The organism is Pseudomonas sp. Fl4BN1, from assembly GCF_009908285.1.
In the GTDB taxonomy this organism is placed as follows: Bacteria; Pseudomonadota; Gammaproteobacteria; order Pseudomonadales; family Pseudomonadaceae; genus Aquipseudomonas.
This window is the reverse complement of sequence record NZ_JAAARM010000002.1, coordinates 354,493-369,231: the sequence shown is the minus strand read 5'-3', so window position 1 is coordinate 369,231 and position 14,739 is coordinate 354,493. Positions and strand designations below refer to the sequence as shown.

Sequence of the window (14,739 nt, the reverse complement as noted above, 5' to 3'; positions counted from 1 at the left end):
GAATGTTATTGGTCAGGGTGTTGGTGGAGCCGCTGAGGATGGTGGCCTGCACGGAGGGCGGAAACAGCGCGTCGCCTATCCAGTCGCACATCTTCGTCAGGCCTTTGTCGGCCCCACTCTTGCTCATGGCCAGCCCGACGATCACCCCCACCACGGCGCCCAGCAGGCAGGCTCCGAGCCCGCCAGTGGCCACGGTGATGCCGGTGGCGGCCACCACTGCGGCAGTGGCCAGGGCGGTAATCGCGATGTTGGCGGCGACCTCCAGCACACCGCTGAGGATGTCCGCCATCACCGAGCTGTGTTCGAGCCCGTCGCCCAGGCGTGCGGCCCACAGAAGCGCGTCAGACATGCCGGAGGCTCATCATCAAGGTGTGTTGAAGTTCAGGGACTGCTTGATGGTGGCCCAGTGCGCGGCGTCACTGTCGTTCAGCGGTTGTGCCTTGACGTAGCTGAGGGCAAGCATCTTGTGGGTGCCGGGCAGGACCAGGGCCAGTTGGTACTGAAAGACCTGCTCACTGCCCTTGTTGAACTGGCTGCGCAGTTCGAGAGCGTCGACCTCCTGAGCGCTGCCCACGCGCACGGCCACGCCGGGCTGGTAGCGCAGCTCCTGAACCTGTTGTTCGAGTTTCTTGAGCTGGCTGTCGAAGCTGCTCTGCAGGGTTTCACCCTTGGCCAGCTGGCTGCGGCTGACGATCAGCGAAGTGCCCAGCTGCGGGAACTTGAGGATGTTGATCGACGCGTCCAGCAGCTCGCTGGGCGGCAAGGCGAACTGAAATTCGTTGATGCGATAGGTCATGGCGCTGGGCTCTCGTTAAGGGTTGCCCTGGGGCTTGGGAAACATGGCGTCGACGCTGGCATCGATGCTGTCTTTGACGCCCTGGCCCTCAGGGGTCGCGCCGGCGCTACCGCCGTTGTTCAGGTGCAGTACGCCGCCGGTATTGAATTCGGCATCGCCCGAGGCATAGAAGCTGATCTGCTTGCCGCTGAGGTTGATCTGGCCACTGGCGTTCAACTCCAGCACGCTTTCGCCGCAGACCAGGCGCAGGTTCTCGCCAACCTCGATGATGTAGCTCTGGCTGATGCTGTCGGTCTTTTTGCCGCCGACCACCAGCACGTCGAGTTCCTTGACCGCGCGCAGGCGGGCGGAGCCGATGGTCACGGTCTCGTCGCGGCCAATACTCTTGACCCGGTCATTGCCCACCGAATGGCTTTCGTTGACCTCGACCACGATGTCCTGGTTGCGCTCGGCGTGGATGTACAGCTGCTCCGCGCCCTTTTTGTCTTCCATGCGGATTTCGTTGAAGTTGGCCGGGCTGCCGCCCTTGCTCGACCGGCTTTTCATGCCGCTCTGGGTGGCGTTGGCCGGCAGGTCGTAGGGCACGGTCTGCTCGGCGTTGTACACCCGGCCGGTAATGATCGGGCGGTCGGGGTCGCCTTCGAGGAAGCTGACGATGACTTCCTGGCCGATGCGCGGAATCTGCATCGAGCCCCAGTTCTTCCCGGCCCAGGCCTGGGATACGCGAATCCAGCAGGAGCTGTTTTCGTTGGACTGGTCATGGCGGTCCCAATGGAAGTGCACCTTGACCCGGCCGTATTGGTCGGTCCAGATCTCCTCGCCGGCAGGGCCCACCACCCGTGCGGTCTGCGGGCCCTGGACCATCGGCTTGTGGGTGCTGGCCAGGGGCCGGAAGCTCTGCTGCGCATCGATGCAGGTCAGGTGGCTTTCGAACTGCGCCGAGCCGCCGCCACCGCCGGTTTCCAGACTTTCCTGGACCACGTAGTAGCGGATGCCGACGATCAGGTATTCACGGTTCTGGTCCTGACGGCTGAAGCCGCTGAGAGTGAACAGGTGGCCGGCGCCCAGGCCCCGGGCGTTGCCGCTGAGCTCGATGCGCTCATGCAGGCTCTGCAGGGCTTCGATGCGGGTTTGCGCATAGTGCTCGCCGTCGCCGCTCTGCACGTAGGTGCCGGGGTAGTCGTAGAGCGGGTAGTCACCGGCGCTGTGGGGGCGCGGCATGGCCGAACGCACATCGATCCGTGCGCTAGGGCGCTGGAAATCGTAGTCGTTGAGCTCCAGCGAACCGGGCTGTACTTCCTGGGCCAGGTGCCAGTCGAACAGGTGGTCGCGCTCGCGCTGCTGCTCGTCCCGCGGGTAGTAGGGCACCGAGGCGTAGCCGGGCACGCTGCTGTGGGCGCCATAGGCGTCGGCCAGCACCACCACGTGGCGGTCCTTCTCGTGGCGGAAGAAGTAGTAGATGCCTTCCTGTTCCATCAGCCTGCTGACGAAATCGAAGCTGGTCTCGCGGTACTGCACGCAGTATTCCCACTCCCGGTAGGGTCGGCTCAGGGCGTCTTCGAAATCGGAAAAACCCAGGTCGCGGAACACCTGCTTGATGATCTGCGGGATGCTCAGGTTCTGGAAAATCCGGCAATCGGAGGTACGGCTCAGCAGCCACAGCCAGGGCCGCAGCGTTACCTGGTAACTGGCGAACTGGCCCGTGTCGATGTTCTGGCTGCAGCGCGCGACGATGCCGTGGAAGTGCCGCTGGCCGCCACCGTCCAGTTGCACGCTGAGGCCCATGGGCTTGCCCAGCAACTGGTTGAGGTCGATGTTGGCGTCGCTGGAGGTCAGTTGCAGCTGATAGTCGAACAGCCGCCCCAGCTCCTCGCCGCCGCCCATGCTCTTGAGCAGCAGGACGTCCGGTCCCAGGGGGCAGTTGACCTGTGCCAGTCGTGTGGATTGCTGAAATAGCATCGTCAGTCTCGTTGAATGCGTGGTGTGCCTGGCCGGCCCTCTGTAGGAGCGAGCTTGCTCGCGAAGGCGCCAGGTCCATCACCGTGGCGGGCGCTTCGCTGGCAAGCCAGCTCCTACGGAGAGCGTGGGGTCAGGCCGGCTCGCTGAAGTCGTAGTGCAGTTCGTTGTCACGCTGGCTGATGCGCACCCCGGCCAGAGCCTTGCCTTCGAGCATCCGGGTGAGGAACTCGCGGCTCATGTCCGGCAACAGGCTGTTGGTCAGGATGGCGTCGATCATCCGGCCGCCGCTTTCGGTCTCGGTGCAGCGCGAGACGATCAGGTCGATGACCTCGTCGTCGAAGTCGAAATCCACCTTGTGAGTGCTTTCCACGCGCTTCTTGATCCGCCCCAGTTGCAGGCGGGTGATCGCCTTGAGCATGTCGTCGCTCAGCGGGTAGTAGGGGATGGTCACCAGGCGCCCCAGCAGCGCCGGCGGGAAGATCTCCAGCAGCGGTTGGCGCAGGGCCTTGGCGATTTCCTCCGGCTCGGGCACGGCCTGCGGGTTCTTGCAGACGTTGGCGATCAGCTCGGTACCGGCATTGGTGGTGAGCAGGATCAGGGTGTTCTTGAAGTCGATCACGCGACCTTCGCCGTCTTCCATCACGCCTTTGTCGAACACCTGGAAGAAGATTTCATGCACGTCCGGGTGGGCTTTTTCCACTTCGTCCAGCAGCACCACGCTGTAGGGTTTGCGTCGCACCGCCTCGGTGAGCACGCCGCCTTCGCCGTAACCGATGTAGCCCGGCGGCGCACCCTTGAGGGTGGACACGGTGTGGGCTTCCTGGAACTCGCTCATGTTGATGGTGATGACGTTCTGCTCGCCGCCGTACAGGGCTTCGGCCAGGGCCAGGGCGGTTTCGGTCTTGCCGACCCCGGAGGTGCCGGCGAGCATGAACACGCCAATCGGCTTGTTCGGGTTGTCGAGGCCGGCGCGGGAAGTCTGGATGCGCTTGGCGATCATCTGCAGGGCGTGGTCCTGGCCGATGATGCGTTTCTTCAGGTGCTGGTCGAGGTTGAGCACGGTTTCCAGCTCATTGCGGGCCATGCGCCCCACCGGAATGCCGGTCCAGTCGGCGACCACCGAGGCCACCGCCTGGTAGTCGACGGTCGGCAGAATCAACGGGGTCTCGCCTTGCAGGGCGCTGAGGCGCTGTTGCAGGTCCACCAGCCGCTCTCGCAGGCCGTGGCTTGCGTCGCCGACGTCGCTGTCCACCAGGCCGACGTTCTCGCGCAGTTGGGCGCGGGTCGCCAGCAATTCGTCGACCAGGGTCTTCTCTTCGGCCCAGCGGCTTTCCAGCGCGGCCAGGCGCTCGCGCTCGGCGGCCAGCAGGCTTTCGCTGTTGACCTGGCGGTTGCCGATGGCCACGCCGATTGCCTGTTCCCGGGCGATGATCTGTAGCTCGGTTTCCAGGGCCTCGATGCGCCGACGGCTGTCGTCCACTTCGGCCGGCACCGCGTGCAGGCTGATGGCAACCCGGGCACAGGCGGTGTCCAGCAGGCTCACGGATTTGTCTGGCAACTGGCGCGCTGGAATGTAGCGGTGGGACAGCTTGACCGAGGCTTCCAGGGCTTCGTCGAGGATCTGTACCTGGTGGTGCTGTTCCATGGTCGAAGCTACGCCGCGCATCATCAGCAGCGCCTTGTCTTCCGAAGGTTCGGCCACTTGCACCACCTGGAAACGCCGGGTCAGGGCCGGGTCTTTCTCGATGTGCTTCTTGTACTCGGCCCAGGTGGTGGCAGCCACGGTACGCAGGGTGCCGCGGGCCAGGGCCGGTTTGAGCAGGTTGGCCGCGTCGCCGGTGCCGGCGGCGCCACCGGCACCCACCAGGGTGTGGGCTTCGTCGATGAACAGGATGATCGGTTTGGGCGAGGCCTGGACGTCCTCGATGACCTGGCGCAGGCGCTGTTCGAACTCGCCCTTCATGCTGGCGCCAGCCTGCAGCAGACCGACGTCGAGGCTGCGCAGTTCAACGTCCTTGAGCGCTGGCGGTACGTCGCCGGCGACGATGCGCAGGGCGAAACCTTCCACCACCGCAGTCTTGCCCACCCCGGCTTCGCCGGTGAGGATCGGGTTGTTCTGCCGGCGACGCATGAGGATGTCCACCAGCTGGCGGATCTCTTCGTCACGGCCGACGATGGGGTCGAGCTTGCCGCTGCGGGCCTGCTCGGTGAGGTCGACGGTGAAGCGCTTCAGGGCTTCCTGCTTGCCCAGGGCGCTGGGGGCCATGGCGCCGCTGGCTTCGCCGGGTACCGCGCCGGCATTGAAACCGTCGCTGGCGCTGAGGGCGTTTTCCGGCGAGTCACCGACGTATTCGTCAAAACGCTCGCTCAGGGCTTCGACCTTGATCTTCTCGAATTCCCGCGACAGCCCCAGCAGCGCATGGCGCAGGCTCGGGGTCTTGAGGATGCCGATCACCAGGTAGCCGGTGCGCACCTGGCTTTCGCCGAACATCAGGCTGCCGTAGACCCAGCCGCGCTCGACCGCTTCCTCGACGTGGGACGACAGGTCGGTGATCGAGGTCGAACCCCGGGGCAGGCGGTCCAGCGCCTCGGTCAGGTCCTTGGCCAGGCGTGCCGGCTCCAGGTTGAACTGGCGGATGATCCGGTGCAGGTCCGAGTCCTGCAGTTGCAGCAGTTGGTGAAACCAGTGAGCCAGCTCCACATAGGGATTGCCCCGCAGTTTGCAGAAGACCGTGGCGGCTTCGATGGCTTTGTAGGCAACGCTGTTGAGCTTGCCGAACAGCGCCGCGCGACTGATTTCACCCATGCTCTGTGCTCCTTGGTGTGCGTGAGGTAGTGGCCTGATCGGCGTAGTGCCGGGCCAGTATTAGATCCTTGGCATCGCTGCCGGGTTGGCCGAGCCAGGTGTTGAAACCCAGGCGCTGGCGGCCGTTGAGTTGCAGCTTGGGCACTTCTTCCTGGAGCAGGACCAGGTTCAGGTCCCAGTCCAGCTCGAAGCCCAGGTATTCGGCGACCCAGGCCACCAGCTCCTGGAACTGCTGGCCGTCGGGCAGCATCCCCAGGTAGGCATCGAGCTTCAGCGGGCCGAGGCGGATACGGAATTTGTGCTGGCGGTCCCAGACGTGGCTGCCCAGGCAGAAATCCACGCCCAGCTGGTGAGCCTGGACCCCGACCCGGCTGCGCTCCGGCAATTGCAGCCACTGGCCGACGTATTCCTCGATCTCTACCGGCAGGCCGAAGTACTGGTTGATGATCGCTCGCAGGCCATCCGGATAGCGGGTCTGGGCCGCCAGGTGGCCGCTGTAGTGCAGCTTGGCGGTGTCGGCAATCAGCCCCTGCTTGAGCAGGCTGGGCATGCCCCGGCCACTCAGGGCCGCCAGCCGCGCGGACCAGTAGTCGTCGTCCGGGCGGTCGTGGCTCACGGTTGGCCGGGCTTCGGCCCAGGCCCGGTAGAACAGGCTCAGCAGGCGATGGTGGAACACATCGAGAAAGCGCTTGCTGGTGCTGTCGGCATTGTTGCGCTGGCGCTCGCGCACGTATTCGGTGATGTGCAGCGGCAACGGCCCGTTGGGGCCGCCGAGGCCGAAGAAGAACTGCTCCAGGCGCGTGGCCGTGCCCTCGCTGCCGGGGGTCACCGAAGCCAGGGTCGAGGGGGCGAAGCTGCAGTCGGCCTGTTGCCCCAGGCGCAGCGGATCGTCCGCCAGGCGCAGGGAGTGACCGAAGCGCGGCAGTTGCGGTGACAGGCATTCGATCCGCCGCAGGGCCTGGAAGAAGTCGTACTCCCAGGGCTCGGCGTGCATCGCCGTCAGCGTATTCAAAGAGTCGGACGCCGTCCGGGCTTGGCTTTCCATCGCATGATCTCGCCGCGTTCGGTGGTACGGATCACCGTCTCGGTAAAACTGTTGATCGACACGTAACGTGCCAGGAAGCGCTCGAAGACCGCGCCGAGCAGGAACACCCCGGTGCCGCGAAACGCGTTTTCATCGAATTCCAGGGTGATCTCCAGGCCCCGGCCGAAGACGATCGGCCCGGGCATCGGCAGGCGCCGGGTTACCGCCTTGCTGCTGACTTCGCGCAGGCCTTCGATCTGCAGTTGCAGGGCCGCGTCGTTGCTGTCGCCGTACAGCCGCAGCAGTTCACGCAGGGCTGCCGCGCCCTGGCCCTGTTCGCTCAGGGACAGGTAGTTCAGCGACAGCTGGCTGATCAGGCGCCAGGCCTTGCCGTCATGGGCATGGCTGGGGCGCGGCCGGCTCGGACCGGCCAGGCAGCGGATGGCTTGCACCGGGGCGCTGTCGGCCAGGGTGAAGTCGGTCTTGCCGTTGCCCACGTTCATGAACAGCGGCAGGTCGCGGTTGGTGCACAGGGCGCTGACCCCGAGCTGGCGCAGGTCGTGGCGATAGGGCGCCTGCTGGCTGTCCACCAGGCTGACGAAGGATTCGCTGCCGATGTAGGTCGAGCGCGGGCCGTTGCGACGCTGGTCGCTGGACAGCACCCGGGGCTCGCGGCGGACGATGTGATAGGCCTGGTCGCGGCCATAGCGGGACGGATCGCGCACCGCGTAGAACGGCAAAAAGGGCTGCTCCGGGCCGGTGCCGTGGCCGCTGATGGCGGTCAGCGAGTGCACCTCGAAATCCATTGGCCGGGTGCGGTCGGCGATCACATGATGTTCGTTGACCCGATTGGACAGATGGATACGGTCCAGGCGCTTGGGAAACAGGTTGATCGCCGGGGTGCAGAAGGGCACGAATTGCGCGGCGCCGACACTGCCTTCCAGGCTCTGGTCGAAGCGCTCGAAAAGCACGATCAGCTCCAGTTCCTGGCCGGCGCAGCGCTGTACCGCGCGGCCCAGTTGGGCGAACTCGACGAACAGGAAACGGTTGGGCAGGGCGAAGTATTCCTGCAACAAACGGTAGCCCTGGAAGGCCTGGGGCACCACCGGCAGGGCCGCATCGCGGTCGTCGAAGCCCCGGGAGCGCAAGGCATCCAGCGGCAGGCGCTCGACCCAATCACCGCCCGGGGCCCGGGCAAACACTGCGCAGGCATTGCCCAGCAGTTGTTCGTAGAGGCGAAACGGCTGCTCATCGTTGCCGTTGAGGTACAGCGGCAACTGGTCCAGGGCCAGGCTGCTGAACGCCAGCTCGGCGCCGGTGCGCAGGGTCAGGCGCAACCCGGCCTTGGCCTTGGGTTCACTGGCGGCCAGGCGCCCGAGCACCGCCGCGGGGTTGCCGAAATATTCGGCCTGGCTGACTTGCAGCGGCCACAGGGTCACCGCGTGCGCGGTGCGGTATTCGCAGCAGGTCTGGGTGTCGCGGCCCAGGGCGGCGCGCAGGCTGGTGTCGCGTGCCAGGGTGAAGCCGCTGCTCAGGGAACCTTCATCGGGATCGGCCTGCAACTGCACCACGGTCATCGACGGAGTCGGAGCCAGGTAGTGCGGGTAGGCGATCTCCAGCAGGTTGTGGGTGAAGGTCGGGTACTCGGCGTCGAGTTTCAGCTGCACCCGAGCAGTCAGATAGGCGAAGCCTTCCAGCAGGCGCTCGACATAGGGGTCGGCGCAGTCCATGCCCGACAGGGTCAGGCGGCTGGCGATCTTCGGGTATTCCTTGGCGAACTCCGCGGCGCTTTCGCGCACGTGGTGCAGTTCCTGGTTGTACAGCTCCAGCAGGCGCGGATTCATGAGCGCCTCCGGGAATCGGCGTGGACCACGCGGACGTGACCGGACTCCAGGTCCATGTCGGTTTGCAGCAGCAGGCGCAGGGGCATCGGCTGGGCCCATAAGTCGCCCTCGATCTCGAAACTCAGGGCGTTGTGGTTCATCTCGCCAGGTGCGGTGCGCGCGCGGACCCGCAGGGTGCTGCGCAGAATGCGCGGTTCAAAGGTGGCGATGGCCTGGTGAATCAGGTTTTCCAGGGCCGGGATATCGATGCTCGACGCGCTGTAGCCGGCCAGGGCCGGCAGGCCGTAGTTGATCACCGAAGTGCCGGCAGGGGTATGCAGGGTGGCATCGGTTTCGAGCAGGGAGGTGGTGTTGAGCAGCCAGGCCAGGTCCCGTAGCACCGAGGCCTTGAGCTGGCTCAGGGACAGCACGCGCTTGTCCGGGCTTTCTTTCAGGTTGCCGGGTTCATCGTCGGTCAGACGATCCAGCAAAGAGGGCTGCAAGCGATCGCGGGCGGCGATGTCGGTGACCAAAGGGTTCGCTCCAGGATCGGATTGCGCAGGCATGACGTCACGAAAAGGGGCATGACCCAGGGCTCACGAGGAAGCGCTCCTCGCCAGCCGTCCCCGCGTATGCCGCGGGAGCGGGTCGATCGCCGCCCAGGGCGGCGATCGCAGCGGGTCAGCGCTTGGTGTTCGAGCGGATGTTCCAGCCGTACTTGATTGGGCCGCCGTCCTTGGTGCCGTCGGCTTTCTGCGGCTGGTACTCGACCATCACCTGAGCGAAGTTCAGGGTGACGTTCTCGGTCAGGCGATCATCGCTGCCCGAACCGCCGGTGCTCAGCGAGGTAACCAGCACTTCTTCCAGGTCGATGATCATGTACTCGATCTGGCTTTCGCCGCCGGCCTTGCGCACGGTCAGGCGCACCTTGTCGATGTGCTTGCCGCTGGAGCAATGCATCATCAGGTTCGGCGAGGCCTTGTCGACGTACTTGGTCAGCGACAGGTCCTGGATGTTCACCTTGCCCGCGCCGCCGCCGCCGCCAACGTGCATGTTGCCGGACTGGGACATGCCCCAGCTCCAGTTCAGCACGTCGACTTCGTCCTTGTGGGCTTTGTCCATGGACTCGCCCTTGATGTCACCGATCTTGATGAAAATATCAACAGCCATGTTTTCTCCCTGTGTGGCACTTGCCACGATGTTTCGTATATGAACCTGTAGGAGCCGGCTTGCCGGCGATGGTCGTCAACGATGGCGCCGGTTTTCGGGAAACGAGGCGCCCTTGAGTGCATCGCCGGCAAGCCGGCTCCTACGCGGGTTAGGCGCCCTTGGCGGACGGCAGTTTGGAGACCAGGCGCAGCGACACGGTCAGCCCTTCGAGCTGGTAGTGCGGGCGCAGGAAGAACTTCGAGTTGTAGTAGCCTGGGTTGCCTTCGACTTCCTCGACCACCACCTCCGCCGCAGCCAGCGGGTGCTGGGCCTTGGTGGTTTCGGTGGAGTGTGCCGGGTCGCCGTCGACGTAGTTGAGGATCCAGTCCTGCAGCCAGCGCTGCATTTCGTCTTTCTCTTTGAACGAGCCGATCTTGTCGCGCACGATGCACTTCAGGTAATGAGCGAAGCGGCAGGTGGCGAACAGGTACGGCAGGCGTGCGGCCAGGTTGGCGTTGGCAGTGGCGTCCGGATCGTCGTACTCGGCCGGCTTCTGCAGCGACTGGGCGCCGATGAAGGCGGCGAAGTCGGTGTTTTTCTTGTGCAGCAGCGGCATGAAGCCGTTCTTCGCCAGTTCCGCTTCACGGCGGTCGGAGATGGCGATCTCGGTCGGGCATTTCATGTCCACGCCACCGTCGTCGGTGGGGAAGGTGTGGGCCGGGAGGTTCTCGACCTCGCCACCGGATTCCACGCCACGGATCCGCGAGCACCAGCCGAAGTGCTTGAACGAACGGTTGATGTTCACCGCCATGGCGTAGGCGGCGTTAGCCCAGGTGTACTTGGAGCTGTCGGCGCCGTCGGTGTTTTCTTCGAAGGCGAAGGCTTCTACCGGGTCAGTCTTGGCGCCGTACGGCAGGCGCGCTAGGAAGCGCGGCATGGTCAGGCCGATGTAGCGCGAGTCTTCCGATTCACGCAGCGAACGCCAGCCGGCGTATTCCGGGGTGGTGAAGATCTTGGTCAGGTCACGCGGGTTGGACAGTTCCTGCCACGAACCCATGCCCATCACGGTCGGCGAGGCCGCAGCGATGAACGGCGAGTGCATGGCCGCACAGACCTTGGACAGCTCGCCCAGCAGCTCGACATCCGGCGGCGACTGGTCGAAGTAGTAATCGCCTACCAGGCAGCCGTAGGGTTCGCCACCGAACTGGCCGTATTCCTCTTCGTACATCTTCTTGAAGATCGGGCTCTGGTCCCAGGCCGTGCCCTTGAATTTCTTCAGGGTCTTGTGCAGCTCCGGCTTGGAGATGTTGAGCACGCGGATCTTCAGCTGCTCGTCGCTTTCGGTGTTGTTGACCAGGTAGTGCAGGCCACGCCAGGCACTTTCCAGCTTCTGGAATTCCGGGTGGTGGATCACCTGGTTGACCTGGGCGGTGAGCTTGGCGTCGATGGCGGCGATGATCGATTCGATCGACTTGATCGCGTCGTTGGACACCAGGTCGGTTTGCGCCAGGGCCTGCTCGGCCAGGGTCCGCACCGCGGTTTCCACGGCTTCGCGCGCACGCTCGGTCTTGGGCTTGAATTCCTGCAGCAGCAGCGAGGCGAACTCGCTGGCTTGCTCGGTGGCACCGGGTTGGGCCTGATTGTCACGCATCAATTCGGTCATGGTCGTTGGTCCTGATTTACGCGTTCGGCTCGGAGTCCACAGGTTTTGGCGCACTCGCCAGGGCCTGGAGCAACGCCGGATCCTTGATGGCTTTCATGATGATTTCTTCAGCGCCGGTCTTGCCGTCCATGTAGGTCAGCAGGTTGGCCAGTTGGGTGCGGGCTTCCAGCAGCTGGTTCAGTGAGTCGACCTTGCGCGCCACGGCCGCGGGGCTGAAGTCGTCCATGCTCTCGAAGGTGATGTCCAGGCTCAGGTTGCCTTCGCCGGTCAGCTCGTTGGGCACGTGGAACGCCACGCGGGGCTGCATGGCCTTGAGGCGCGAGTCGAAGTTGTCGACATCGATTTCCAGGAACTTGCGGTCGGCCACCGCTGCCAGGGGCTCCACGGGTTTGCCCGCGAGGTCGGCCATCACCCCCATGACGAAGGGCAGCTGGACCTTTTTCTCGGCGCCGTAGAGTTCCACGTCGTACTCGATCTGCACCCGAGGCGCGCGGTTGCGCGCGATGAACTTCTGAGAACTTTGCTTCGCCACGTTGTGCTCCTGGTCGCTGCTGCGACGGTGTTGGCGTCGGTCGGTGATTGCCGCTGACGATACTGTTCGGCCTGTCCGGGGTTAGTCGGATTCTGGGCCGCGCAGGTTTTCAAATTGGGACATGCCGTCGGGGATCAGATTGCGCACGATGCTCGCGAAGTCGGCGTTGACCAAGTGCTTGGCCCGAGTGAGCAACACCGGCAGCGGGCTCGAGGGCTCACAGCGGCTGTAGTAGGCCAACAGCCGGTCGAGACTGCGCAGCACGTCTTCGCGGCTGTTGATCTCGCCGCAGACGCGTACCTGGGCCGGTGCCACGGGCGTGCCGGAGTGCTCCGGCGCAGGGTTCTCGGTGCTCTCGTCGGCACTGTGGCCGGCGGCCTGGGGGGCGTGCTGGCCAAGCACCTGCAGCGCCTGGCGCAGGGGCTGCTTGAGGGCCGTAAGGTCCACACCGCTGGCGGAGCCCACCTGTTCGCTGACTTGCTGCTCGATGGATTCGGCTGCCGAGCGGGCGCTGCTCAAGGCATGGCGAATGGTTTCCAGGTGCTGGGGATCGCTGTCTTGCAGAGCGCCGGCCAAGTGATCGGACGCCAGGCTCTCGCCGGAAAAGTGTTGCAAGCCGGCAGCGTTCAGCGCCGCCCGCACACTCACCGGGCCGAAGGTCCGGGAACGGGTCAGGATGGCTTCGCGCAGCAACCCGATAGTGGCGTCGGCGGCCAGGCCGGCCAGGGCGTTGATACGCACGGTGGGATCGTTGTCGTCGTCGGCATCCAGGTGCGGATGCAGCTCTGCCCAGTAGTCCCGGAGCAGACCGTTGATCAGTTCGAGGCTGGTGGCCAGGCCCGGCAGGCCTTCAAGGGCCAGGGTGCTTTGCAGCAGAAAATGGGTGATGCGCAGGTCTTTGCTGCGCGCCAGCAAGTCCAGGCTCTGCTGCTGGATGCTGCGCCAGTCCGGTGGCTCGGCGGGAAGGGTCGAGTCGCCCATGCTGCGCTCGGGCTGGCCTTGCGCGGCCCGCTCCAGGTGCAAGAAATCCGCGTGATATTCCAGGTCTTCGCCACAAGGCGAAGTTGCTGAAATTGCGGCGAGCAACATCGGTACATCCACCGGCTTTGATCTCCCTATCAGCCTGCAAGACAGTCAGGCAATTAATGCACTAGTTGTTTGTGAACGAGTGCACATTTCTTGGTTAACATGGACTCACTGATATTAGTGGGCCATCATCCGTGTTCAAGAAGTTGTGCATTTTTGGTGTAGTAGTTGTGCCTTGTCAAGGTAAGCTATTCGCCCCGCATGACAGTGTTATGTCGTCTTATTAGTTCTTTGACCAGCGAGTCAGATTAGGGCGGGGTGAAAAGCTTTTGTCATCTGCGTGGTTCAAGTTGAGTAATCATGCTGTGAATGGCGCTGTTTAAAGGATTATTTGCGGGCTTTTCATATTTTTGCGGAACTTTTTCCCCAAGCTCGGTTCGCACGCGGAAGTACAGCAAGGAGGCGCGATGTCGCTGTGTTTGACTATCACTAGTTATCACAAGATTACCCCTGGTCAATGCCCTGAGAAACTAATGGATCAGGGTATGATGGCAATTGGCCGTAGTTCCGATAATGACTGGGTACTTCCTGACCCCGAGCGCTTAGTTTCCGCGAAGCACTGTGTCATCCAATACAAGGATGGCCGTTATTACTTGACCGATAACAGCACTAATGGTGTTGAGTTAGTCCGCGCCGGTATTCGCATGCGTCGGGGTAACAGCGAGCTTCTTGAAGACGGTGAGGTCATTCGCATTGGTGATTATGAAATCAGTGCGCGGATCGATTTCAATCTGAGTCGTGCTCAGGCTGAAGCCTTTTCCGGGGACCGCTCCAACAGTTTTGAGGCGCTGATGGGGCGCCAGCCGGCGCCAGCAACCCCCATCGAGTCGATTGCCATGGCGCCGGTGGCGCATTTCCAGGGGGCTTCGGCACAGGACACCTTTCCTGACCTGTTCGATTTTCTGACCCCGAGCACGACCCCGCCGGCCACCCAGCCCGATCATGTGCCGGCCGAGCAGCACGATTTTCGTCCGCCGACTCACACCTCGATGCCTCAGTCCGTATCTCCACCGGCACCGTCGCCTCTTCACGGGGCCGCGGTCATTCCGGAAGACTGGGACCTGTTCGCCGAAGCGCCGGCCCGGCCTGCGCCGCGGCCTGACGTGCCGCCGGTGATGGCGTCACCCGCCGTTGCCCCGGCCCCGTTTGCCAGCACTGCCCCTTTCGCTGCCGAACCGCCACAGCCGCCAGCCATCGCGCCCGTAGTTCCAAAGGCTCCGACTGCTCCGGCACCCGCGCCGGTGGCGGCTCCTCAGGTGGACCTGCTGCAGGCTTTCCTGCGGGGCGCTGGGCTGGACCATTTGCGCATCGACCCGCAGCAGGCCCAGGCGCAGATGGAAAGCCTGGGCCGCAGCTATCGGCTGATGGTCGAGGGCCTGATCGATGTATTGCGTGCCCGCAGCAGCCTCAAGGGCGAGTTCCGCATGCAGCAGACGATGATTCGCCCGGTGGAAAACAATCCGCTGAAGTTCGCCCCGAATGCTGACGAAGCCATGCTCCTGCTGCTGCGCCACAGCAGCCAGGCGTTCATGGCCCCGGACCAGGCGGTGCAGGACAGTTTCGATGATCTGCGAGCCCACCAACTGGCGGTCATGGCCGGTGTGGAGGCTGCCATCAAGCATCTGCTGGGGCGTTTCGAACCCAGTGAACTGGAAGCGCGCATGGGCAAGCCCGGCGGCCTCGGCAACCTGTTCAACGGTTCGCGCCAGGCACAGAACTGGCAGCAATTCACGGCGCTCTACAGCCAGATTTCCCGCGAGGCCCAGGACGACTTCCAGGACCTGTTCGGTCGTGAATTCAGTCGTGCCTACGAAGAACATACCCACCGGCTACGCCGTTCCTGAGCGAGCCTGGAACACCCCAACACACGGATACACGGACAGCTGATACGTCATTGAGGA

Annotated in this window: 12 protein-coding genes; 1 reads left to right on the top strand and 11 read right to left on the bottom strand. The window is 64.0% G+C overall.

Annotation, left to right across the window (positions count from 1 at the left end):
- The 11 genes from GV818_RS03905 to tssA all read right to left on the bottom strand — a co-directional run.
- Positions 1–349, bottom strand: a 349-nt coding sequence (locus GV818_RS03905; RefSeq protein WP_161775823.1) for a hypothetical protein, incomplete at its 3' end; no start/stop codon positions are given.
- Between the two features lie 15 nt (positions 350–364).
- Entirely contained in the window at positions 365–796 is a 432-nt protein-coding gene (locus GV818_RS03900; RefSeq protein ID WP_161752787.1) for a DcrB-related protein, read from the bottom strand.
- 15 nt (positions 797–811) lie between these two features.
- Entirely contained in the window at positions 812–2,755 is a 1,944-nt protein-coding gene (locus GV818_RS03895; protein ID WP_161775822.1) for a type VI secretion system tip protein VgrG, read from the bottom strand.
- A gap of 130 nt (positions 2,756–2,885) precedes the next feature.
- The gene (tssH, locus tag GV818_RS03890) at positions 2,886–5,561 is read right to left on the bottom strand and encodes a type VI secretion system ATPase TssH (RefSeq protein WP_161775821.1); all 2,676 of its coding nucleotides are present in this window, start codon (positions 5,559–5,561) and stop codon (positions 2,886–2,888) included.
- The gene (gene tssG / locus GV818_RS03885) at positions 5,554–6,606 is read right to left on the bottom strand and encodes a type VI secretion system baseplate subunit TssG (RefSeq protein WP_161775820.1); all 1,053 of its coding nucleotides are present in this window, start codon (positions 6,604–6,606) and stop codon (positions 5,554–5,556) included. The genes tssH and tssG overlap by 8 nt, the downstream gene beginning before the upstream one ends.
- A complete protein-coding gene (gene tssF / locus GV818_RS03880) occupies positions 6,570–8,429 on the bottom strand; it encodes a type VI secretion system baseplate subunit TssF (RefSeq protein WP_161752795.1) in 1,860 nt (619 codons plus the stop codon). The genes tssG and tssF overlap by 37 nt, the downstream gene beginning before the upstream one ends.
- The gene (tssE, locus tag GV818_RS03875) at positions 8,426–8,941 is read right to left on the bottom strand and encodes a type VI secretion system baseplate subunit TssE (protein WP_161752797.1); all 516 of its coding nucleotides are present in this window, start codon (positions 8,939–8,941) and stop codon (positions 8,426–8,428) included. The genes tssF and tssE overlap by 4 nt, the downstream gene beginning before the upstream one ends.
- 148 nt (positions 8,942–9,089) lie before the next feature.
- Positions 9,090–9,578: an Hcp family type VI secretion system effector gene (locus tag GV818_RS03870; RefSeq protein ID WP_161775819.1), complete on the bottom strand. Its 489-nt coding sequence runs from the start codon at positions 9,576–9,578 to the stop codon at positions 9,090–9,092.
- 148 nt (positions 9,579–9,726) lie between these two features.
- Positions 9,727–11,220: a type VI secretion system contractile sheath large subunit gene (gene tssC, locus GV818_RS03865; RefSeq protein WP_161752801.1), complete on the bottom strand. Its 1,494-nt coding sequence runs from the start codon at positions 11,218–11,220 to the stop codon at positions 9,727–9,729.
- Positions 11,221–11,236: 16 nt separating this feature from the next.
- Entirely contained in the window at positions 11,237–11,752 is a 516-nt protein-coding gene (tssB, locus tag GV818_RS03860; RefSeq protein WP_102881305.1) for a type VI secretion system contractile sheath small subunit, read from the bottom strand.
- 81 nt (positions 11,753–11,833) lie between these two features.
- A complete protein-coding gene (tssA, locus tag GV818_RS03855; RefSeq protein ID WP_161775818.1) occupies positions 11,834–12,853 on the bottom strand; it encodes a type VI secretion system protein TssA in 1,020 nt (339 codons plus the stop codon).
- 392 nt (positions 12,854–13,245) lie between these two features.
- Here tssA and tagH point away from each other — a divergent pair, with 392 nt between their 5' ends.
- On the top strand, positions 13,246–14,682 hold the full coding sequence (gene tagH / locus GV818_RS03850; RefSeq protein ID WP_161752805.1) for a type VI secretion system-associated FHA domain protein TagH: 1,437 nt from the start codon (positions 13,246–13,248) through the stop codon (positions 14,680–14,682).
- Positions 14,683–14,739: the final 57 nt, after the last annotated feature.